At 53.5% G+C, this 20,066-nt stretch carries 20 protein-coding genes; 8 read left to right on the top strand and 12 right to left on the bottom strand.

All coding sequences use genetic code 11. The features are described from left to right. Positions 1 to 10: 10 nt before the first annotated feature. Genes DA718_RS29175 through yihU form a run of 4 tightly spaced genes read right to left on the bottom strand, consistent with a single transcriptional unit; the run spans position 11 to position 3,950 of the window. Positions 11 to 901 carry an aldose-1-epimerase gene (locus tag DA718_RS29175; protein WP_376767884.1) on the bottom strand — a complete coding sequence of 297 codons (891 nt, stop codon included), beginning with the start codon at positions 899 to 901 and terminating at the stop codon, positions 11 to 13. Positions 902 to 904: 3 nt separating this feature from the next. Next, entirely contained in the window at positions 905 to 2,146 is a 1,242-nt protein-coding gene (yihS, locus tag DA718_RS29170; RefSeq protein WP_112216900.1) for a sulfoquinovose isomerase, read from the bottom strand. Between the two features lie 15 nt (positions 2,147 to 2,161). Next, on the bottom strand, positions 2,162 to 3,040 hold the full coding sequence (yihT, locus tag DA718_RS29165) for a sulfofructosephosphate aldolase (RefSeq protein ID WP_112216899.1): 879 nt from the start codon (positions 3,038 to 3,040) through the stop codon (positions 2,162 to 2,164). A gap of 19 nt (positions 3,041 to 3,059) precedes the next feature. Next, on the bottom strand, positions 3,060 to 3,950 hold the full coding sequence (yihU, locus tag DA718_RS29160; RefSeq protein ID WP_112216898.1) for a sulfolactaldehyde 3-reductase: 891 nt from the start codon (positions 3,948 to 3,950) through the stop codon (positions 3,060 to 3,062). A gap of 165 nt (positions 3,951 to 4,115) precedes the next feature. On the opposite strand from yihU, the gene DA718_RS29155 reads away from it, so the two are divergent. The 6 genes from DA718_RS29155 (at position 4,116) to fabY (ending at position 8,818) form a co-directional block, all read left to right on the top strand. Beyond that, positions 4,116 to 5,012, top strand: a complete 897-nt coding sequence (locus DA718_RS29155; protein ID WP_112216897.1) for a sugar kinase — start codon at positions 4,116 to 4,118, stop codon at positions 5,010 to 5,012. 33 nt (positions 5,013 to 5,045) lie between these two features. Then, positions 5,046 to 5,831: a DeoR/GlpR family DNA-binding transcription regulator gene (locus tag DA718_RS29150; protein ID WP_112216896.1), complete on the top strand. Its 786-nt coding sequence runs from the start codon at positions 5,046 to 5,048 to the stop codon at positions 5,829 to 5,831. Between the two features lie 113 nt (positions 5,832 to 5,944). Next, positions 5,945 to 6,544 carry a glucose-1-phosphatase gene (gene yihX, locus DA718_RS29145; RefSeq protein WP_112216895.1) on the top strand — a complete coding sequence of 200 codons (600 nt, stop codon included), beginning with the start codon at positions 5,945 to 5,947 and terminating at the stop codon, positions 6,542 to 6,544. Next, a complete protein-coding gene (locus DA718_RS29140; RefSeq protein WP_112216894.1) occupies positions 6,538 to 7,398 on the top strand; it encodes a virulence factor BrkB family protein in 861 nt (286 codons plus the stop codon). Before yihX ends, DA718_RS29140 begins: the two co-directional genes overlap by 7 nt. Further along, positions 7,395 to 7,832, top strand: coding sequence for a D-aminoacyl-tRNA deacylase (dtd, locus tag DA718_RS29135; RefSeq protein WP_112216893.1), 438 nt, complete (start codon positions 7,395 to 7,397; stop codon positions 7,830 to 7,832). The genes DA718_RS29140 and dtd overlap by 4 nt, the downstream gene beginning before the upstream one ends. A gap of 44 nt (positions 7,833 to 7,876) precedes the next feature. Further along, positions 7,877 to 8,818, top strand: a complete 942-nt coding sequence (gene fabY, locus DA718_RS29130; protein ID WP_167492841.1) for a fatty acid biosynthesis protein FabY — start codon at positions 7,877 to 7,879, stop codon at positions 8,816 to 8,818. Between the two features lie 17 nt (positions 8,819 to 8,835). On the opposite strand, the gene DA718_RS29125 is transcribed toward fabY, so the two are convergent. Beyond that, entirely contained in the window at positions 8,836 to 9,753 is a 918-nt protein-coding gene (locus DA718_RS29125) for an alpha/beta hydrolase (RefSeq protein ID WP_112216891.1), read from the bottom strand. Between the two features lie 204 nt (positions 9,754 to 9,957). Between DA718_RS29125 and DA718_RS29120 the strand changes: the two genes are divergently transcribed. Both DA718_RS29120 and DA718_RS29115 read left to right on the top strand, forming a co-directional pair. After that, positions 9,958 to 10,203, top strand: a complete 246-nt coding sequence (locus tag DA718_RS29120) for a ribbon-helix-helix domain-containing protein (protein ID WP_167492840.1) — start codon at positions 9,958 to 9,960, stop codon at positions 10,201 to 10,203. Further along, on the top strand, positions 10,200 to 10,574 hold the full coding sequence (locus tag DA718_RS29115) for a type II toxin-antitoxin system VapC family toxin (RefSeq protein ID WP_112216889.1): 375 nt from the start codon (positions 10,200 to 10,202) through the stop codon (positions 10,572 to 10,574). The genes DA718_RS29120 and DA718_RS29115 overlap by 4 nt, the downstream gene beginning before the upstream one ends. 36 nt (positions 10,575 to 10,610) lie before the next feature. Here the strand turns inward: DA718_RS29115 and fdhE are convergent, their stop codons facing one another. From fdhE to fdnG, 7 genes are all read right to left on the bottom strand, one after another. After that, positions 10,611 to 11,540, bottom strand: coding sequence for a formate dehydrogenase accessory protein FdhE (gene fdhE, locus DA718_RS29110; RefSeq protein ID WP_112216888.1), 930 nt, complete (start codon positions 11,538 to 11,540; stop codon positions 10,611 to 10,613). A 146-nt stretch (positions 11,541 to 11,686) separates the two neighbouring features. Continuing rightward, a complete protein-coding gene (locus DA718_RS29105; protein WP_112216887.1) occupies positions 11,687 to 12,373 on the bottom strand; it encodes a response regulator transcription factor in 687 nt (228 codons plus the stop codon). A gap of 3 nt (positions 12,374 to 12,376) precedes the next feature. Further along, positions 12,377 to 13,870, bottom strand: a complete 1,494-nt coding sequence (locus DA718_RS29100; RefSeq protein ID WP_112216886.1) for a sensor histidine kinase — start codon at positions 13,868 to 13,870, stop codon at positions 12,377 to 12,379. A gap of 17 nt (positions 13,871 to 13,887) precedes the next feature. Beyond that, the gene (locus tag DA718_RS29095; protein WP_112216885.1) at positions 13,888 to 15,231 is read right to left on the bottom strand and encodes a vWA domain-containing protein; all 1,344 of its coding nucleotides are present in this window, start codon (positions 15,229 to 15,231) and stop codon (positions 13,888 to 13,890) included. Positions 15,232 to 15,398: 167 nt separating this feature from the next. Continuing rightward, a complete protein-coding gene (fdoI, locus tag DA718_RS29090; protein ID WP_112216884.1) occupies positions 15,399 to 16,034 on the bottom strand; it encodes a formate dehydrogenase cytochrome b556 subunit in 636 nt (211 codons plus the stop codon). Continuing rightward, on the bottom strand, positions 16,031 to 16,933 hold the full coding sequence (fdxH, locus tag DA718_RS29085) for a formate dehydrogenase subunit beta (RefSeq protein WP_112216883.1): 903 nt from the start codon (positions 16,931 to 16,933) through the stop codon (positions 16,031 to 16,033). Before fdxH ends, fdoI begins: the two co-directional genes overlap by 4 nt. Positions 16,934 to 16,945: 12 nt before the next feature. Then, entirely contained in the window at positions 16,946 to 19,996 is a 3,051-nt protein-coding gene (gene fdnG / locus DA718_RS29080; RefSeq protein ID WP_142512733.1) for a formate dehydrogenase-N subunit alpha, read from the bottom strand. Between the last annotated feature and the right edge of the window lie 70 nt (positions 19,997 to 20,066).

Here is a 20,066-nt window from a genome sequence, read left to right as displayed (position 1 = left end):
CGGAATGGGACTATTCAGCGCCGATCAAAAAGCGCATCCGGTGCATCTCGCCTGGGGCAAGAGAAATAAGGCCAATTCCGGAATTAAAGGCATCAGGCGGGCAGGTCATGGGTTCTACGGCAAGTCCCAGACGATTTAATTTCTCGCCGCTGTAAACCTGCAGCCATGGCTGATCGCAACGTAAGTACGTAGTCATTTTTTTTGCTGCGCTGAACATCCTGACTTCCCACTCATCGTCCGGCGCTGTCGTTTTAAAGGTGTGATCGATCTGCGTCGCCGCGATAGGGCGTGGCGTGATGAAATTTAGCTCTGTGTGCTCAACGCGATGCAATTCCTGGGTATCAATGCTCAATACCTCGTCTGCCGGAAGGGTTAGCGTACAGCTATCTATTTGCTCAAGATCGCAGGTTAAATAGGGATGCGCGCCGGAACCGTAAGGGGCTGGTTGATCGCCGATATTGAGCGTGCTGATAGAAACATGCAGACCGCCTATGGCGTCCAGGCGGTACATGACTTCGACAAGCAGCGAAAAGGGATAGCCGTAAGAAGGCGGCAGAAAAATCATCAGCGACGCTTCCGATGCCGACTGCTGGTTAATCTGCCAGTCCCGCCAGGCTAAAAGGCCATGAATCGCGCTCTGCGAAGCAAGGTCATTAACGGCAAGCTGAAATGCCTTGCCGTTATACTGATAGCAGCCGTTTGCTATGCGATTTGGCCAGGGAACCAATATTTTCCCCAAATGCGCCAGCGGCATCTCTTCAGGTTTGTGTGGAATAACGACGTGACGCCCATGGTGCGTCAGTTCCGCCAGCCCTGCTCCAACCGTCACGATTTTCGCCTGGTAGTGCCCGGCCTGAAGTTGAATGGTTTTTCCACCGCTATGCATGGCTGCTATCCTTATGACCTATTTTGCGTTGATATCCAGAAGACCAGCAGCAACCGCTGGAGCCAGCCCAGGAGCCAGGGGCAGGCGTGGGATCACCAGGCAGTGCAGCAGGTGGTAAATGTCCTGCTTGCCGTCCCAGACTTTGGTGGTCACTTTGTTATCGGTGTCCAGCTCCTGCCACCATGACCCGGTTTCGTAGTCCATCAGATAAGTGATGCAGTAATCCCACCACGTCTGGTACCAGGTTTCGTACTGGCTGTCGCCAGTGAGGGTGTACAGGGCATAGGCGGTGCCCATCGCTTCGACGATCGGCCAGCGCACTCTTTCGCGCACGATCGGTTTACCGTCCCAGTCCACCGAGTAGACAAAGCCGTCCGCACCGTCCGGTGCCCAGGCATCGCGGATGGTGGCGTGGAATAAACCTTTGGCATCTTCCAGCAGCCAGGCTGGTGGCGTTTCGAAGCGAGCTTCCAGCGCGGCGTGCAGATGCAGCATCAATCTGCCCCACTCGATCCAGTGACCCGGGGTGCCGCCGTAAGCGCGAAAGCGATGTGCGGGGTTGTCTTTGTTGTAATCGCGAATTGGATTCCACTGCGAATCGAAGTGCTCGTTAACGCGATACTCACCGCTGCGGGCCACGTCGTGAATAATCACCGACGCGATGCGTAGTGCCCGATCCAGCCATTTACGATCATGAGTGACGTCGTAAACGATCAGGAAGGCTTCAACTGCGTGCATGTTGGCGTTGCCGCCGCGATAATCTTCCGTCTGGCTGAAGGCTTCGTCCCAGGACTCCAGGCACATCTGCTCATCTTCACTCCAGAAGTATTTTTCAATCACTTCGATGGCGTCATCGAGCAGTTGCCTGGCCTGTGGATGACCGGTCGTGACCGCGCTTGCCGCGCCAAGCAACACAAAGAAATGCTGATAGCCCTGCTTGGAGGCATCCATCACGCCTTCGTCATTGACGCAGGCGTACCAGCCGCCGTAGCGTTTATCGCGCAGCGCGCCGTTCAGAGCGTTGATCCCGTGACTGACTAACTGAAACGCACCGGGGCGGCCCATGGATGCGGCAACGGAGTAGACATGCAGCATTCGGGCAGTGATCCACAGATGCGTTCCCATATCCGTTCTGACCTGACCACTATTTCCCAGCCAGCCAAATCCGGTCGGTACCGCCGCGTTCTTGCCAAAGTTAAAGATGCGGTCGGTTTCCTGTTCCAGCCAGCGGTTGTGGCTCAAGGTGTTAAACCATTTCATTCTTCGATCCTCGTATTAACGGCGACGAGCCATCATTTCATCGACGATATCGCCCAGACGCTGCAACTTCGGTGCAGAAACATCGCGCAGCATCAGTTCGGTATCTGGCAGCCCCACGACCGATGACCAGACCGCACGCCCGGCCAGGAAGCCTGATGCACCAGCGGTCATTGCAACGCTGACCGCGCGAGGAAACAGTTTTTCATCGACACCTGAGGAGAGAATGACCCACGGCATGTTGATGTTTTCATTCAGGCGTTGGGAGGCGGTGAGTAGCTCCTGCGCAGAACCTTTGCCGTAGAGCGGCATTTCGACCTTGTAGAGATCGGCGCCGCTGTCGCCCAACTCTTTCGCGGCATCGATAATGGCCTGCTCGCGATCGAACTTATCGCCACGACGCGGCGGGCGAACGACTGGCTCGATAATGCTCAGCAGACCGCTGGAGTGGCATAGCTCGTTGAACTCTTTCACCATATCCAGACGCTGCTGGGCATCTTCATCGCTGCGCCACAGCACCAGCAGTTTTAATGCTTTGGCACCGTCCTGCTTCACGGCCTGTGGATCGATATTTTTATCAATCACCACGCTATCAACGGGGATGCCGTTGCCGGGAATAAACTCGTCGGCGGCCACAATCATGGCGCAGCTTTTGGATACCGCGTTTTGCTCCACCACCTGGCGGTAACAGAATTGCTGATCGACCAGAATGGCCGAGGCATAAGGAGAAAGAATCTTCGCCGCATTCACTTTGAAATCGGTCAACACGCTGTCGCTGACCGGGAGTTTTGCACCCGCAGCGGCAAACATTAAGCGCATGGCTTCGCGTTGATCGACGGCCAGCATGGCAAAACCGCCGGAAGCTCGGGTGATATCTTTCAGGGTGTACTTCGTCATTGTTCAGTCCTTTTACTTATCAATGTTGATTGTTCAGTCCGGCAGATGCGCGAACCTGCTCAAGAATGGCGCTCCAGTCTTCCCGACCACGACCTGCAGCGCGCGCCTGGTTATAAACTTCACGGGAGGCGGCACCGAGCGGCATCGGCACATGCAGTTGATTGGCAACATCCAGCGCGATGCCAAGATCTTTGTGGGCCAGATCGATCATGAAGGCCGGAGAGAGATCGCCTTTCAGCACTTTGTTTGGCCAGGAGGTGGTGAAATGACCTTTTCCGGCAGGCGTTCCGCTCATCACTTTTAAGGCCACATCGAAGGAGAGGTCGAGCGCTTCGCACAGCACGGCGGCTTCGGCGGACAGCGCATTCAGCGCAATACTCATGTAGTTATTGATAAGCTTCACGCGGATCCCCATACCCGGACCGCCTGCGTTGACCTGTTCGTTACCCATAGCCATCAGTACCGGCGTTGCGCGTTCGACCTGCTCTGCCGTGCCACCCGCCAGAAGCAGCAATGTCCCCGCGACGGCGTGATCTGAAGTACGCCCGACCGGGCAATCCATCATGTCGAAGCCTTTGGCGCGCATATCGGTAATCAGTTTGTCGGTTTGCAGCGGGTGAATAGTCGACATATCAATCACCAGTGCTTGTGGGGAAAGGGTTTCGCAGGCGCCTGATTCACCGAATAAAACGCTGCGTACCAGATCGCCGTTTGGCAGCATCGTGATGACAAACTCTGCCTCTTTCGCTGCCTCTGCTGGACTGGTGGCAGGACGCGCCCCTTTTTCCACCAGCTGCTGCACGGCATTCGGGTTAACGTCAAAGACGCTGAGCTGATGGCCCTGCTTCAACAGGTTGCTCGCCATGGGTGAACCCATTTGACCTAATCCGATAAATGCTATAGCTGCCATAACGTTCTCCTGAGACGTGGTGTCATTTTTTGTCATTTAAAATGAGTGTTTATTGTCTGTTTTTGATCGTATTTGTAATTTATAGTCAAAAAATTGACAGCCGTCACTTTTTAAACATTTTGTGAAATTAAAATGATCCCATCTCGAAACGTTTAAGGAATGACCATGATTCGCGTTGCTTGTGTGGGTATTACCGTGATGGATCGCATCTATTACGTAGAAGGTTTACCGTTTGAAGGAGGGAAGTATGTGGCGAAGCGCTATACGGAAGTGGGCGGCGGACCTGCCGCAACAGCGGCTGTGGCGGCGGCGAAACTGGGCGCGCAGGTGGACTTTATTGGTCGGGTTGGCGATGACGACACCGGAAACAGCTTGCTGGCGGAGCTGGAGTCCCTGGGGGTAAATACTCGCTACACCCGGCGCTATACGGGAGCGAACTCTTCACAATCGGCAATAATGGTTGATGCGAAAGGGGAGCGGATTATCGTCAACTACCCTAGTCCGGATTTACTGCCGGATGCCGACTGGTTGAATGCGATTGATTTTTCCCAGTGGGACGTGGTGCTGGCAGATGTTCGCTGGCACGAAGGGGCAAAGCAGGCATTTACCCTCGCGCGTCGGGCTGGAGTGATCACCGTGCTGGATGGTGATGTTACGCCGCAGGACATTAGCGAGCTGGTGGTGTTAAGCGATCATGCTGCTTTCTCTGAACCGGGTCTGGCGCGTCTGACCGGGATAGAAGAATCGGAGGCTGGTCTGAAAAAAGCACAAGCGCTCACAAATGGACATGTTTATGTGACGCGAGGTGGGGAAGGCTGTGACTGGATAAAAAATAATGTGTTACAGCATCAACCTGGATTTGCCGTGGATGTGGTTGATACTACCGGTGCAGGAGATGTTTTCCATGGTGCGCTGGCCTTCAGTCTGGCTTCTGGCTGCGCCCAGGAAGATGCCGTCAAGTTTGCCAGTGGGGTTGCGGCACTGAAGTGTACGCGCCCGGGAGGGCGTGCGGGTATCCCTGACTGTGATCAAACCCGATCTTTTCTGTCACTTTTTGTATAAAATGCCAGGGCAATGGTTTTTCGAGGAAATTTCATGAGTCTTACCGAACTGACCGGTAACCCGCGGCACGATCAGCTGCTTATGCTGATTAGCGAGCGCGGTTATATGAATATTGACGAGCTGGCCAGCCTGCTGGATGTTTCCACGCAGACCGTGCGCCGTGATATTCGTAAACTAAGCGAACAGGGATTAATTACGCGTCACCACGGCGGGGCGGGCAGAGCGTCGAGCGTGGTCAATATGGCGTTCGAACAGCGTGAAGTCTCCTGGACGGAAGAGAAAAAAGCCATCGCGGAAGCGGTGGCTGACTATATTCCGGATGGTTCAACGGTGTTTATTACCATCGGCACCACCGTTGAGCAGGTGGCGCGGGCGCTGTTAAACCATAACCATTTGCGCATCATCACCAACAGCCTGCGGGTGGCGCATATTCTTTATAACAACCCACGCTTCGAGGTCATGGTGCCCGGCGGTACGCTGCGTCCACACAATAGCGGTATCATCGGCCCTTCCGCGACGGCGTTTGTGGCTGACTTTCGGGCTGATTATCTGGTGACAAGCGTCGGGGCCATTGAAAGCGATGGTGCACTGCTGGAGTTTGATGTCAACGAAGCCAGCGTGGTGAAAACGATGATGGCGCACTCGAGGCAAATTCTCCTCGCCGCCGATCATACTAAATATCACGCTTCTGCTGCCGTGGAGATCGGTAACGTCGCGCAGGTGACAGCGTTGTTTACCGATGAGTACCCGTCAGGCGGGTTAAAATCGTGGCTGGATGAAAATCAGACAGAAATTATTCTTGCCCAGGAAGAGGGCTAGCTCGCTATTCCTCAGTTCCAGATGTGCTGGGGGTCTTCAACCTTTACTCATGAATAGTAAAACCTCTCCTTTCCCGCTACAGTTAATTTTCCACGGTACAAAAGGAGAGGACCATGCTCTATATCTTTGATTTAGGTAATGTGATTGTCGATATTGACTTCAACCGTGTGCTCGGGACGTGGAGTGATTTAACGCGTATCCCGCTCGCGACGCTGAAGCAGCATTTCGCTATGGGCGAGGCGTTTCATCAGCATGAACGCGGTGAAATCAGCGATGAAGATTTTGCGGCGGCGATGTGCCATGAAATGAGCATGCCGCTTAGCTACGAGCAGTTCGCCCATGGCTGGCAGGCGGTATTTGTGGCCCTGCGCCCAGAAGTGACCACCATTATGCAAAAGCTGCGTGAGCAAGGGCATCGCGTGGTGGTCCTGTCGAATACTAACCGTCTGCATACCACCTTTTGGCCGGATGAATATCCAGAGATACGCGCCGTCGCTGACCATATTTATCTTTCGCAAGAGATGGGGATGCGCAAACCTGAGGCGCGGATCTATCAGAGCGTCCTCGAATCCGAAGGTTTTTCTGCTGAGGATACGGTCTTTTTTGATGATAACGCCCAAAATATCGCGGGCGCTGAGCGGTTAGGGATTACCAGTATTCAGGTGACCGGGAAGGAGACCATTCCCGACTACTTTGCGAAACAGCTATGCTAAAAAACCTTCATCAAAAAACAACGCGCCGTACGCGGCCGCTGGTTTCCTGGCTTAAGTTGCTCTGGCGGCGTATTGATGAAGATAACATGACGACGCTGGCGGGCAACCTTGCTTATGTGTCGTTACTCTCTCTTGTGCCGCTTATTGCCGTCGTTTTCGCGCTGTTCGCGGCATTTCCGATGTTTTCTGATGTCAGCATCCAGATTCGTCATTTTATCTTTGCGAATTTTATTCCGGCTACCGGGGATGTGATTCAGGGCTACATTGAGCAGTTTGTGGCTAACTCCAGCCGGATGACCGCCGTGGGGGCTTTCGGTCTGATTGTAACCTCGCTGCTGCTGATGTATTCCATTGATAGCGCACTGAATACCATTTGGCGAAGTACCCGAACTCGACCAAAAACCTACTCCTTTGCCGTCTATTGGATGATCCTCACGCTGGGGCCGTTGTTGGCGGGAGCGAGCCTGGCGATCAGTTCCTATCTTCTGTCGTTACGCTGGGCCAGCGAGCTGAATAGCGTTATTGACGATGTACTGCGCATTTTTCCGTTAATTCTTTCCTGGGTGGCATTCTGGCTGCTCTACAGCATTGTGCCAACGGCGGAGGTGCGCAATCGCGATGCAGTGATTGGTTCGCTGGTCGCTGCGCTACTTTTTGAGGCGGGTAAGAAGGCTTTTGCGTTATATATCACCGCTTTTCCGTCGTATCAGCTGATTTACGGTGTGATCGCCGTAGTTCCCATTTTGTTCGTTTGGGTGTACTGGACGTGGTGTATCGTCTTGCTTGGCGCTGAAATTACTGTCACTCTCGGTGAATACCGCAAACTGAAAAAAGAAGAAACAGAACAATCATGATTGCATTAATTCAACGCGTATCCCGAGCTAGCGTTACCGTGGAGGATGAAGTGACGGGTGAAATTGGCCCGGGGCTTCTGGTGCTGTTAGGTGTCGAGAGAGAAGACGATGAGCAAAAGGCGAATCGCCTGTGCGAGCGCGTGCTGGGATACCGTATTTTCAGCGATGCTGAAGGAAAGATGAATCTTAACGTACAGCAGGCTGGCGGCAGCGTGTTGGTGGTCTCTCAGTTTACGCTGGCGGCGGATACCGAACGCGGAATGCGCCCTGGTTTTTCTAAAGGGGCCGCGCCGGAAAGAGCAGAAGCGCTATATGAGTATTTTGTCGAGCGCTGTCGACAGCAGGAAATGAATACACAGACCGGAAGATTCGCTGCCGATATGCAGGTCTCTCTGGTGAATGATGGCCCCGTGACTTTTTGGTTGCAGGTATGAGCCAGCTTCCGGGCAGGCTGCGGGTAACAAAAGAGAGTACAGCTATGTATCACCTTCGTGTACCGCAAACAGAAGAAGAGTTAGAGAGCTACTATCAGTTTCGCTGGGAGATGCTGCGTAAACCGCTGCATCAGCCGAAAGGATCCGAGCGAGACGCGTGGGATGCGATGGCGCACCACCAGATGGTGGTCGATGAAGAGGGTAATCTGGTTGCCGTTGGGCGACTGTATGTCAATGCGGAGAATGAAGCCTCTATTCGTTTTATGGCCGTTCACCCGTCGGTGCAGGATAAAGGTCTGGGCACGCTGATGGCGATGACGCTGGAATCGGTAGCTCGACAGGAAGGCGTTAAGCGTGTGACCTGTAGCGCACGAGAAGATGCGGTAGAGTTTTTTGCTAAGCTCGGTTTTGTTAATCAGGGTGAAATTACCACGCCGACCACCACGCCGATTCGCCATTTTCTGATGATTAAGCCGATAGCCTCGCTGGACGATATTTTGCATCGCGGCGACTGGTGCGCTCAGTTGCAACAGGCCTGGTATCAGCATATTCCGCTCAGCGAGAAAATGGGTGTGCGCATTCAGCAGTACACCGGGCAAAAATTTATCACTACCATGCCGGAGGCCGGTAACCAGAATCCGCACCACACGCTGTTTGCCGGCAGCTTGTTTTCACAGGCAACGTTAACCGGTTGGGGGCTTATCTGGCTGATGCTGCGCGAACGGCACCTTGGCGGGACGATTATTCTTGCCGATGCCCATATCCGTTACAGCCAGCCAATTAGCGGACGCCCGAGCGCCGTTGCCGACCTTGGCTCGTTAAGCGGCGATCTTGACCGCCTGGCGCGGGGGCGCAAAGCACGCGTTCAACTGCAGGTTGAACTGTTTGGCGATGATCAACTGGGCGCTGTCTTCGAAGGTATCTACATTGTTCTGCCCGCGAAACCTTTTGGCTCGTATGAAGAGGGCGGTAACGAGGAAGAGTAGATTTCCCTCGTGCTTATCTATTGGCCTGGTGATTTGATCCGCCAGGCGATATCCCCCATGGCGTTTCGCGCCGCTGGGCTCACACCACCTAACTGAAAGAAACCGTGAATCACCCCAAGATAGCGCTGGCAGGTACAGTCAACACCCTGTTCAACCATGCGCTGATATAGCGTTTCGCCTTCATCACGCAAAGGGTCATATTCCGCCGTCAGAATATGCACCGGCGGCAGGCCGCTAAAGTCTTTACGCCAGAGTGGGCTGGCTTCCGGATGGTGGAGTTCCGTCGATGAAAGGTACATTTCGTAGCCGCTGAGCAGCGTATCTTCGGTGATGATGTAATCTTTACCGTTATCGAGATAGCTCTTCATGCTGCCGGTGGCATCCAGCATCGGGTAAATCAAAATGAGCAGTACGGGTTTCCAGACCTGTGCTGTCTTCAGGCGCAGAGCGGTCACTAATGCCAGATGTCCCCCGGCGCTGTCGCCAGCAAGCGTAATACGCGAAGCGTCAATGCCCAACTGCTCTGCATGACGATATATTATCAGCGCTCCCTTTTCTGCATCGTCATGTGCGGCAGGGAAAGTATGTTCTGGTGCCAGTCGGTATTGCACGGCGATAACCCGACAGCCGCTGCGATAAGCCAGCTGGCGAAGCTGATTGTCGTGAGTAGCGAAGCCGCCGCTGATAAAGCAGCCGCCGTGAAAATAGATAACGGCTGGCAGTGCGCCAGTAGCACTCAGGGGAGAGGCTACGCGAAAAATCATGCCTTCGAGTTCGATATCTTCTACCTGCACGCGCTCTTCTTGTTCCCCGGCTAACACGGTGCTGGCGACGTAACCGTTTCTCCGGTCATCAATATTCTGTTCGCGCGAAGAGGGGCGACCCGCAGCGATAAACTCCCGAACCAGCTCTGCAATACCTTTTTCAAGCGCCATTTTCATTCCCTTAAACTGTTTGGATATACAGTGTTATAGCCTGGTTCTTAACAAAAGAAAATGGGGGATTTGGGTTGCAGAAGGATTATGGAAAGCGGCTCGCAAAAGTGAAAATCATTTCAGGCGTGGCTATTTTCCTGCCTTTTCACGGTGTATGTTGTTTGAAAATTAGTCGCCAATGATATACTGGAGGTATATATAAGCATGATGGCAGGAAGGGATGTGGGCAGAATATTACTCGACTTATCAGATGACGTTATCAAACGTCTTGAAGACCTCAAGCAGCAGCGCAATCTTCCGCGAGCAGAACTGTTACGTGAAGCGGTAGAACAGTACCTGGAAAGGCAAGGCCAGGCTGAAACTACTATCGCCGATGCGCTGGGGCTTTGGCAAGGCTGCGAGGAAGATGGTGTTGAATATGAAAGGAAGCTTCGTGAGGAGTGGCAATGAGTAAAGGCCCGGCGCTGTTTGATACCAATATTCTCATTGATCTGTTCAGCGGACGCGTTGAAGCGAAACAGGCACTGGAGGCTTATTCACCACAAAATGCGATTAGCCTTATCTCCTGGATGGAAGTGATGGTGGGAGCCAAAAAGTATCACCAGGAACATCGTACGCGCATTGCACTGAGCGCTTTTAATATCATTGGTGTCTCACAGGATATTGCAGAACGAAGTGTCAACATCAGGCAGGAGTATGGGATGGCGTTGCCGGATGCCATTATCCTGGCGACGGCACAAATGCATCGTTATGAACTCGTCACGCGCAACACTAAAGATTTTGCCAGGATTCCAGGCGTGATTACGCCTTATCATTTGTAAGCCGGGCAGCAAATGCCACCCGGCATAACGCCAGCTTTACTCCCCTTCACCCGGGAACAGGAACGGGTTGATGGAACTGCGGGCGAAGCCCTCTTGTTCCATGCGCGCGTCCAGCACCAGTGAGGCGAGGTCGTCGGCGACGGCTTCCACTTTCTGATCTTTTTCCTGATACAAAATCTTCAGGTAGGTGCCGCAGTCGCCGCAGCTTTCGGCTTTAATGGCCGACTGCTCGTTATCCAGCGACCAGTAATGCAGATCGCGTGTCTGCTCGCAGTTGCTGCACTTCACGCGCACGACGTGCCACTCGGTTTCGCACAGATTGCAGTGCAGGTAGCGCAGACCTTGGGTGGTACCAATTTGCACCATGCTGGAGACCGGCATTGAACCGCACACCGGACAGAACTGGCGCTGTTCGCCGTATTCCGCGCGGGCTTTACCGGGGATCAGGCTGGCCATTTGCGCCCAGTATAGCGATAGCGCTGCCCAGATAAACGGGGCTTTATCGCTGCTGACTGATGCGAAATCAGAGGCAAACAGCGCGCTTGCCATCAGCTCTAGCTCCTGCTCCGATGATTTTTCCAGATTCTCGATAACTGCCAGCGCCGGGCCGCTCATCTCGGGCTTCAGCTCGGCAATCAGCGAATGCAGCAGCTTGTGCCAGTGCTTATCGCGCGGCAGCACGTGAATATCCAGCGGCGGTTTGCCCTGGTCGTTTGCTTCTTTAATGCGCGCAGTGAGATCCATCTGTAACGGATGGTCGTACAGCACCACTTCCTGCGCGTGGGCGATCAGCGCGGCGAAGCGCAGGTAGTCGCCCAGCGGGTTATTCTCAGCCAGCTCGCGCAGGCGTTCGGCGCGGCGGTTATACAGATTTTTGAGCCGGGGAAATAATAACGGTGGGATCATATCCGTCGAGCGTTTCTCGCTCTTTTCCAGCTCATCTTGCGGGATGATACGAATGCTCATTTAGTCACTTCCTGGTTTCAGCAGATTCGGCTATGGTCGCGTCCGCTCTGTGATTTGGCGGGCATCACGCGCCCGCTCTGGTGAATGTCATTAATGATAACCGCAATCGGCATACGGGATATACCCATGACATCGCAATGTGTGTGTTACGATACCTGATATCTATACCCCAGACCATGCACCGTTCGGATTAGCTGAGGGTGATTAGCATCCTGCTCAATCACCTTGCGTAACCGGGAAATATGCTGATCAAGAGTGCGGCTGTTGGGCATGTAATCGTAGCCCCATGCAGCGTCAAACAGCATATCTCGAGTCACCACCTGATTTTTGTGGCGTTCCAGACAGCTTAAAATTCGCACTTCGCGCAGAGAAAGTTCTAATCGTTGTTCGCCACGCCATGCGCACAGTTCGTTGGGAAAAACCGCTAAATCCCCAAAGGAAAAGCTGAGATTGGGCTGTGAATCGTTATGGCTTAAGCAGCGGCGGGCGATCGTTTTGATTCGCGCCCGCAGTTCGTGAATGCCAAATGGTTTGCTGATGTAATCATCCGCACCCAGTTCCAGTCCCACAACGCGGTCGATTTCCTCATCTTTAGCAGAGAGAAATACAATGGGGATATGTTCATTGTGGCGGCGAATTTCACGGCAAACGGAATAACCATCCATTTCGGGCATCATGATATCCAGCAGCACGAAGTCCGGCATTTCACGATGGTAGATAGCCAATGCTTCACGGCCATCAGGGGCTGCAAGCAGCGTGTAACCTTCACGCGACAGCACATCAACCAGCCCCTGGCGAATATTGGCGTCATCTTCTGCAATCAGTATCTTCATGTTTCATCCTTGAGGTAATGTTAGCGTAAAGCGCACACCGGGGTTTTCGGCGGTAACCTGAATCTTTCCTTGCAGACGTTCGGCCAGCTGTGACGCGATGGTCAGCCCAATACCGGTACCTGAAACGCCTTCGGTAATGGATGATTTAACCCGATAAAACGGGTGAAATATCATCTTCATTTCTTTCTCCGCAATGCCCGGACCATAATCACGAACGGCGATCTCAACCTGTTCAGATGTGGTTTGCACCAGGATATCGACCCGTTTACCCTGCGCTGCATATTTTTCGGCATTACTAATAAAATTGCTGATAACTTGCGTGATCACGTCGCGATCGCTTTGCAATATGATCTCGTCAGGGCAGGAGAGATAAATCGTCATCCCCTTTGCCTGAAGTGCAGGCGTAAAGATGTGAACGATTTCTGTGATGAGGCGTGAAATATTCACCTTCTGAAGATGTAGTTTAGGCGTTCGTGTAAACGTCAGGATATTTTGGATAAGCCGGGATAGCCGCTGGCCCTCCTGAGTGATGACATCCACGTAGCGCAGCTCCTGCGTTTGATCGTCATCCAGTCCTTCGCGCAATAGCTCGGCATAGAGGGTGATATTGGTCAGCGGAGTTTTAAGTTCATGCGATACCTGGCTGACAAAATCTACCTGTTGACGCGCCTGGCGAGCGGCACGAGTGTATTCCCGCCACAGCGAATATCCCAATAAAGCGACAGCCGCCAGCAGCAGTAGAATGAGCGCGCTACCCCATAGCCAAATGTGATAAAGCGGGGTTTTAACGCCATAAACACTGATTTTCCACAGGGTAAGCGGGTAGTCCAGTGCACGCGAGTCCAGCGGCGACAGCTGATTCAGAACTGCCTGTTTGTTTTGAAAAATCTGTCGCCCACTTTCACTTACCCGAACTATCTGCTGCTCTTCAGGGCTAACCTGAACGTTATTTGCAATATCCATCATCAGCTGCACATATGAGAGACGAAAACCGATGACCGTATCGCCTTTTTGTCGCCAGTAAATCAACAGTGGCTCCTGATTTTCACTGGTAATAAACCATCCCGCCTGCGGCGTTTCTTGCTCATTATGGGCAATATGGCTGATAAGCTGACTGGGGTCGTTAGCCAACGGCGTTAGCTGGCGTACCCACTCTTTATCTTCATTACTTAGTGGTTGGCGTTCATCGGGGTAAAGTAGCTGGTTTTTACGCAGGGTAAACACGGCGGTAATATCGCTATCATGTTCTTTTAGCGTCTTGAGAGCGGCGAAATTCTGGGGATCGATAAAATCGCTGATAGCATGCAGACGTGAGGCTTTTTGTTGCAGGAGACTTTCGATACCCGCCGCCACGCTGGCAGTTTGTGCTCTGGCAAGGGTTTGCGTCTGGTACTGGCGCAGCAAGACTTCATGCTCCAGAGTACGAATGCCCAGGTAAGCCAGCAGGATAAAAAACATCAGCGTGACGATGAGATAAATCAGCTTGCTTCTGGGCATCCAGCACTCCTTGTGGATTAGTTCGCTTTCGAACTCTGATTTTTGGTTCTGTAGTTCTGTTCTTTCAATGATTTACGAGAAGATTCTTTGCTTTCCGTTTCCAGCTTTTGCAGCAACTGGCGGTTTTCTTCTGCACTTTCTTGCGCTTTCATTTTTGGCGCTGGCGCACTGAGCTGCAGGGAACCCATAAGACTTGTGCTTTCACGCAGGACCGCCTTTGCTTCATCCATTTTGCCTTCGTCGATGAGCTTTAAGGCCTGCTCATTTTGAATAGCTGACTTCTGAATCGCCGAATCGACGACCACATCTTCTATCACTGCTTTTTTCACTTCGCTGGCAGAAGCGGTGTAGCGTATGGCCATTTTTTCATCCCAGCTTTCTTTCTGGCGGGTCGCAAGGTTGTCATAGCGGACGTTCACATCTGCCAGCGGCTTGCTTTGTGCTGAGCTACCTTTTACCGGAAGCAGCTCCAGCATGACATATTTCTCCTGGTTGGCGTAAAGCTGGTTGAGCTTCACGCTAACCGAGTTGCCCTGGATATCGCCTTCACGCCCCAGTAATCGCAGCGGCTTGACGTTGTCAGCGACCTTGATTTCCACCACCACATCCTGGGCGACCACCGACATTACATCACCAAATTCATGGGCAAATGCTTTCTCCAGATCGTTGGTATTCTGTACAAAAACGTGGTTGCCATCGCTGTACTGTGCCATCGCCGCCATCAGGTCTTCATTGTAACCTTCGCCAATGCCCATCGTGGTGATGGCAATCCCTTTACGAGCGGCGATTTTGCCTAACTCTGCCAATTCGCTGGTTGATGATGGACCAATATTGGCCTGGCCATCGGAGAGCAAAATAATGCGGTTAACCTGGGTTTTATCCAGAAACTTACTGGTCTCTTTGATACCGCGACTTACGCCCGCAAATAGCGCAGTACCGCCGCGGGCGGTTAGTTTTTCGCGAATCTGGCTGATGAGCTTATCTTTATTGCTGAGCTTAGCTGCGGGGACAATGACATCCACTACATCGTCGTAAATCACCACCGAGAGCGTGTCCTGGGAACTCAAGGTATTTACCGCCATTACCGCGGCTTCTGTGGCTTGTTTAATTCGCTCGCTGCTCATTGAGCCGGAACGGTCGATCACCAGCGCGAGGTTAATCGGGCTGCGTTTGGCGGCGTTAAGAGGAAACCCCGTCAGGGACACTTTGAGGTAGTTTTTATCCTGTGTATTTTCCAGGACAACAGGGGAAGCCAGTTCAGCTTTGATGGCCACTTTCTGGACTGGTTGCTGGGCGTATACACCTGCGTTTGCTGCCAGCAAACCGAGGGTCAGAGCGGCGAAAAGGTGCTTTAGATTCACGATACGTCTCCTTGTGAAAGAATCGAATCCATTCTTATGGAACCTGAACCCCGATTGGTCTGTTATCTGTATAAAGTTGTCAAAAAGTTGTCAAAACTGAATGCTATCCGCTAAAAAAATGGCGTCGATAAACGACGCCATATCAGAGAACCACAAAGCACTTTCGCTTACGATTGGCTCTTATCCTGTTTTTCGCGCACTTCACGGTACCAGCGCGGGTGATGCTTCTTCGCCCACGTCTTCGTGACCCAGCCTTCCACCATGGCGGTAATTGTACCTTTCACCCATAGCGCGGCGTAAATATGCACCATGATAACCACAATCAACGCTACCGCAGAGAACGAGTGCAGCATCAGCGCGAAACGGATAACCGGGATGGAGAACGCTGGCGCAAAGTACGGACGCCAGATAATCACCCCGCTCACCAGCAGCAATACCAGGAAGATAATCGCTGCCCAGAACACGCATTTCTGGCCGAAGTTATAGCGCCCGGTATCCCCCACCTCCTCGTTGACGACGATCTTGCGAATATTCTTCGCCCAGAAAATATCGTCCCGATTGATCAGGTTATGGTGCCAGTAGCGGAAGAACATAATGATGAACGAAGCAAACATGATAACGCCGACAAACGGGTGCAGAATACGCGCCAGCTGCGGAGTGCCCATAATTTGCATCAGCCAGTTGAAGGATGGGAAAAAGAACCCCAGCCCGCTCACCGCCGCCAGAATGAAGCAGAAGGCGGTAACCCAGTGGTTGATTCGCTCCGGCGCGGTATAGCGCACGATGGTGTCACGTCTTTTCATTTGCGCACCTCGTCATTCTCTTCATGCAGGTTGTCTTCTTCCTCTTCCGCGCGGTTCGGGCCGACACCGACGTAGTGGAAGATGCTGGCAGCAAAGGTGGCCGCAAAACCGACTGCGGCCAGTGGTTTCCAGATACCTTTCCAGAACTTCACGGTAGCGCTGATTTCCGGGTTCTCCGGCAGGCCGTGGTACAGATTCGGCTTATCGGCGTGGTGCAGCACGTACATCACGTGCGTGCCGCCGACACCAGCCGGATCGTACAGGCCTGCGTTGTCGTAACCACGGGTTTTCAGCTCCGAGACGCGCTCGCCTGCCAGTACCTTCATATCCTCTTTGGAGCCAAAGTGGATAGCGCCGGTCGGGCAGGTTTTCACGCAGGCCGGTTCCTGGCCTACGGTTACGCGGTCAACGCACAGAGTACATTTGTAAACGCGGTTATCTTCCGGGTTCAGGCGCGGCACGTTGAACGGACAGCCAGCGATACAGTAGCCGCAGCCAATGCACTGTTCAGACTGGAAGTCGACGATACCGTTGGCGTACTGAATGATTGCCCCTTCCGCCGGACAGGCCTTCAGGCAGCCCGGGTCGGCGCAGTGCATACAGCCATCCTTGCGGATCAGCCATTCCAGTTTGTCGTTTTGCTCCACTTCCGAGAAGCGCATCACCGTCCAGGATTTGGCGGTCAGGTCGGCGGGGTTGTCGTACACCCCGACGTTGCTACCGATTTCGTCGCGGATATCGTTCCACTCGGAACAGGCCACCTGACAGGCTTTACAGCCGATGCAGGTGGTGACGTCGATAAGCTTCGCCACCTCTTCCTGATGATTCCGCGCCTGCGGCGCAGGAGTGAAACCGTTAGTGGCGGAACGACGAATAATATCTTGCGATTGATAAGCCATAAGTCGTCTCCGTTACACCTTTTCCACATTCACGAGGAAGGATTTAAATTCCGGTGTCTGTGAGTTCGCATCGCCGACGGACGGTGTCAGGGTATTAGCAATAAACCCTTTCTTCGCCACGCCTTCGTAGCCCCAGTGGATCGGAATACCGATGGTATCGATATCCTTACCGTCTGCTTTCAGTGTGCGAATACGCTTGGTCACCACCGCTTTAGCTTTAATAAAACCGCGGTTAGAGGAAACCTTAACGGTATCGCCGTGAGCAATACCGAGCTTATTTGCAAGCTTTTCACCGATTTCTACAAACTGTTCCGGCTGCGCGATGGCGTTAAGCAGCGCGTGCTTGGTCCAGTAGTGGAAGTGCTCGGTCAGGCGGTAGGTGGTTCCGACGTACGGGAACTTATCTGCTTTACCCAGAGCTTCTTTGTCGCCCTTAAAGATGCGGGCAGCCGGGTTAGAGATCACGTTCGGGTGCAGCGGGTTGGTGCCTAACGGCGTTTCAAACGGCTCGTAGTGTTCCGGGAACGGGCCTTCCGCCATCTTATCGAGGGCAAACAGACGTCCCATCCCTTCCGGCTGCATGATAAACGGCCCGACATCGCTGCCCGGCGCCGCGGCGCTGTAGTCCGGAATATCCATCCCACCCCATTTCGCGCCGTCCCATTTCAGGATCTGGCGTTTCGGATCCCACGGATTACCCTGTGGGTCAGCAGAAGCACGGTTGTAGAGGATGCGACGGTTAAGCGGCCACGCCCATGCCCAGCCCAGTGTATTACCGAGACCTGACGGGTCGGCGTTATCGCGTCGTGCCATCTGGTTGCCTTCCGGCGTCCAGCTACCGGCGAAAATCCAACAGCCGCTGGCGGTGGTGCCGTCATCACGTAGCTGTGCAAACGAACTGAGCTGCTGGCCTTTCTTGACGATAACCGCGCCAGTAGCAGGGTCGGTAATGTCCGCCAGCGCCTTCCCGTTATTCTCCATTGCCACTTCTTCTGAAGCGGGTTCATGTGGTGTGGAGTAGTTCCAGGTCATGTTCAGCACCTGTTCCGGGTTAGCACCGCTTTGTTCGGCATACATCTTACGCAGACGCAGGAAGATACCTGCCAGGATCTCGCCATCGGTTACGGCAATCCCGGGGGCATCCGCGCCCTTCCAGTGCCACTGCAGCCAGCGCCCGGAGTTAACGATTGAGCCGTTCTCTTCGGCAAAGCAGGTGGATGGCAGGCGGAACACTTCGGTCTGGATTTTCGACGGATCAACATCATTCGACTCACCGTGGTTTTGCCAGAAGGTGGAAGTCTCGGTATTGAGCGGATCGATGGTCACCAGGTACTTCAGTTTGGACAGTGAAGCAATCGTCTTGTTTTTGTTCGGGAATGAGGCGACAGGGTTGAAGCCCTGGCAGATGTAGCCATTGACTTTGCCCTCTTTCATCATCTCGAAGTACTGAAGAACGTCGTACCCTTTGTCCCACTTAGGCAGCCAGTCAAAGCCCCAGCTGTTTTCCGCTGTTGCCTTATCGCCATAGAAGGACTTCATCAACGAAACGAAGAATTTCGGGTAGTTGCCCCAGTAGTTGACCTGGTCCTTCAACAGCGGTTTTGGCGTGTTGGCGGTCAGATAAGTTTGCAGGTCAGCCTGTTTTTCGTTCGGTAGCGTCAGATAGCCTGGCAGGCTTTGTGATAGCAAACCGAGGTCGGTCAGCCCCTGGATGTTGGAGTGACCGCGCAGGGCGTTCACACCGCCGCCCGCCATCCCCATGTTGCCGAGCAGCAGCTGGATCATCGCCATGGTGCGGATGTTCTGCGAACCAATGGAGTGCTGCGTCCAGCCAAGCGCGTAGAGGAACGATGCGGTTTTATCATGGGCGCTGGTTTCCGCGATGTACTCGCAGACCTTCAGGAAGTCGGCTTTCGGCGTCCCACAGATATTTTCGACAACGTCCGGCGTATAGCGGGAAACGTGCTGTTTCAGCAGGTTCCAGACGCAGCGCGGGTGTTGCAGCGTGGTATCGCGTTTGGCAAAGCCGTTTTCATCCAGCTCATAGTTCCAGGATGTTTTATCGTACTTGCGGGCTTCGGCGTCGTAGCCGCTGAACAGACCGTCTTCAAAGCTATAATCCTCACGCACGATCAGGCTGGCGTTGGTATAGGCTTCGGTATATTCACGGTTGATTTTTTCATTGTTCAACAGGTACAGGATGACGCCTGACAAGAAGGTAATGTCAGTACCGGAACGAATAGGGGTATAGAAATCAGCCACCGACGCGGTACGCGTAAAGCGCGGATCGATCACAATCAGCTTGGCGCCGTTGTGAATTTTGGCTTCCATCGCCCAGCGGAATCCTACCGGGTGTGCTTCAGCGGCGTTGCCGCCCATCACCACGATAAGGTTGGCGTTCTTGATGTCGACCCAGTGGTTGGTCATCGCACCGCGACCAAATGTTGGAGCAAGACTTGCTACCGTTGGTCCGTGTCAGACACGCGCCTGGTTGTCGACCGCGAGCATACCGAGCGCGCGGGAGAATTTCTGGGTTAAATAGCCGGTTTCATTACTTGAAGCGGAAGCGCACAGCATCCCGGTGGAGAGCCAGCGGTTTACGGTGACGCCTTCGGCGTTTTGTGCAACATAGTTGGCATCGCGGTCTTCTTTCATCAGCTTAGCGATGCGGTCGAACGCCTCATCCCAGCTGATTTGCTGCCATTTATCTGAACCTGGAGCGCGATATTCCGGGAATTTCAGGCGGCTTTCAGAGTGGATAAAGTCCACCAGACCGGCCCCTTTAGGGCAGAGCGCACCACGGTTGACCGGATGGTCCGGGTCACCTTCGATATGGAAGATAGACGCTTTGGCGTTTTTTGCGCCGTCGCCGAGGCTGTACATTAACAGCCCGCAGCCGACGGAGCAGTAAGTGCAGGTGTTACGGGTTTCGCGGGTGCGCAGCAACTTATACTGCCGTGTTTCCGCGAGCGCTACGCCGGGGGCAAAGCCCAGCGCAGCCGCCGTGGTTCCTGCCATACCGCCAGCGCAGATCTTAAAGAACTGCCTTCTGCTGACCTGCATGGTTCGCTCCTTGTTTCGACATTGCTCATCAATAGTTATGATTTTTCTGGCCGCCAGCCGCTGATGCGTA

Source organism: Klebsiella huaxiensis, from assembly GCF_003261575.2.
Classification (GTDB): Bacteria; Pseudomonadota; Gammaproteobacteria; order Enterobacterales; family Enterobacteriaceae; genus Klebsiella; species Klebsiella huaxiensis.
The sequence above is the reverse complement of the archived record's forward strand: the minus strand, read 5'-3'. Positions and strand labels throughout refer to the sequence as shown.

Coding starts and splice junctions, on each gene's coding strand:
- DA718_RS29120 (WP_167492840.1), top strand. CDS start 9,958: ATGATGGCAGGAAGGGATGTGGGCAGAATATTACTCGACTTATCAGAT.
- DA718_RS29100 (WP_112216886.1), bottom strand. CDS start 13,870: ATGCCCAGAAGCAAGCTGATTTATCTCATCGTCACGCTGATGTTTTTT.
- DA718_RS29140 (WP_112216894.1), top strand. CDS start 6,538: ATGCTAAAAAACCTTCATCAAAAAACAACGCGCCGTACGCGGCCGCTG.
- DA718_RS29155 (WP_112216897.1), top strand. CDS start 4,116: ATGATTCGCGTTGCTTGTGTGGGTATTACCGTGATGGATCGCATCTAT.
- yihS (WP_112216900.1), bottom strand. CDS start 2,146: ATGAAATGGTTTAACACCTTGAGCCACAACCGCTGGCTGGAACAGGAA.
- yihX (WP_112216895.1), top strand. CDS start 5,945: ATGCTCTATATCTTTGATTTAGGTAATGTGATTGTCGATATTGACTTC.
- yihT (WP_112216899.1), bottom strand. CDS start 3,040: ATGACGAAGTACACCCTGAAAGATATCACCCGAGCTTCCGGCGGTTTT.
- DA718_RS29105 (WP_112216887.1), bottom strand. CDS start 12,373: ATGAAGATACTGATTGCAGAAGATGACGCCAATATTCGCCAGGGGCTG.
- fdxH (WP_112216883.1), bottom strand. CDS start 16,933: ATGGCTTATCAATCGCAAGATATTATTCGTCGTTCCGCCACTAACGGT.
- fdoI (WP_112216884.1), bottom strand. CDS start 16,034: ATGAAAAGACGTGACACCATCGTGCGCTATACCGCGCCGGAGCGAATC.
- DA718_RS29115 (WP_112216889.1), top strand. CDS start 10,200: ATGAGTAAAGGCCCGGCGCTGTTTGATACCAATATTCTCATTGATCTG.
- DA718_RS29125 (WP_112216891.1), bottom strand. CDS start 9,753: ATGGCGCTTGAAAAAGGTATTGCAGAGCTGGTTCGGGAGTTTATCGCT.
- fdhE (WP_112216888.1), bottom strand. CDS start 11,540: ATGAGCATTCGTATCATCCCGCAAGATGAGCTGGAAAAGAGCGAGAAA.
- fabY (WP_167492841.1), top strand. CDS start 7,877: ATGTATCACCTTCGTGTACCGCAAACAGAAGAAGAGTTAGAGAGCTAC.
- DA718_RS29150 (WP_112216896.1), top strand. CDS start 5,046: ATGAGTCTTACCGAACTGACCGGTAACCCGCGGCACGATCAGCTGCTT.
- dtd (WP_112216893.1), top strand. CDS start 7,395: ATGATTGCATTAATTCAACGCGTATCCCGAGCTAGCGTTACCGTGGAG.
- yihU (WP_112216898.1), bottom strand. CDS start 3,950: ATGGCAGCTATAGCATTTATCGGATTAGGTCAAATGGGTTCACCCATG.